This is a genomic window from Bartonella sp. AA83SXKL, from assembly GCF_042196965.1.
In the GTDB taxonomy this organism is placed as follows: Bacteria; Pseudomonadota; Alphaproteobacteria; order Rhizobiales; family Rhizobiaceae; genus Bartonella.
On the sequence record NZ_JBHIRG010000273.1, the window covers coordinates 1 to 611 of the forward strand.

Annotated in this window: 1 protein-coding gene; it reads right to left on the reverse strand. The window is 39.8% G+C overall.

The genetic code is table 11. The features are described 5' to 3' along the window. The coding region (locus ACFINO_RS11070) for a DNA-directed RNA polymerase subunit alpha (protein ID WP_375655898.1) at positions 1-611 on the reverse strand (611 nt) is incomplete at both ends.

Here is a 611-nt window from a genome sequence, read left to right on the forward strand (position 1 = left end):
GAACGAACTGAAAGCTCTAATTCATCCACTTTCTTGAGAAGCGCGGGATTAAAAGCAAGCTCTGAATTAGACTCTTCAACAGTTGGCTTCTCTGGCTCCTTAAAATTGATAAACAACGCTAATTGATCCTGAAGGATACGTGCTGCAAAAGCAAGAGCATCCTCTCCATTAACAGCACCATTCGTTTCAACTGTAAGCGTTAATTTATCATAATCCAGAACTTGACCTTCACGGGTATTCTCTACCTTATAAGACACTTTACGAATTGGTGAATAAAGACTATCAACTGGAATAAGACCTATTCGCGCATCATCAATACAATTGCGATCAGAGGGCACATAACCTTTCCCTGTATTGACAATAAATTCCATACGAATTTCAGCCTCTTCATCAAGGGTACAGATAACATGATCTGGATTCAAAATTTCCATATCTCCGACGGTACTGATATCCCCAGCTCTCAGAACACCAGGGCCCTCTTTACAAACAACAATACGTTTAGGCCCCTCTTCTCGCATACGAAGTGCAATTTCTTTGATATTCAAAATAATATCTGTAACATCCTCACGAACACCCGGAATTGATGAAAATTCATGTAAGACACCATCAAT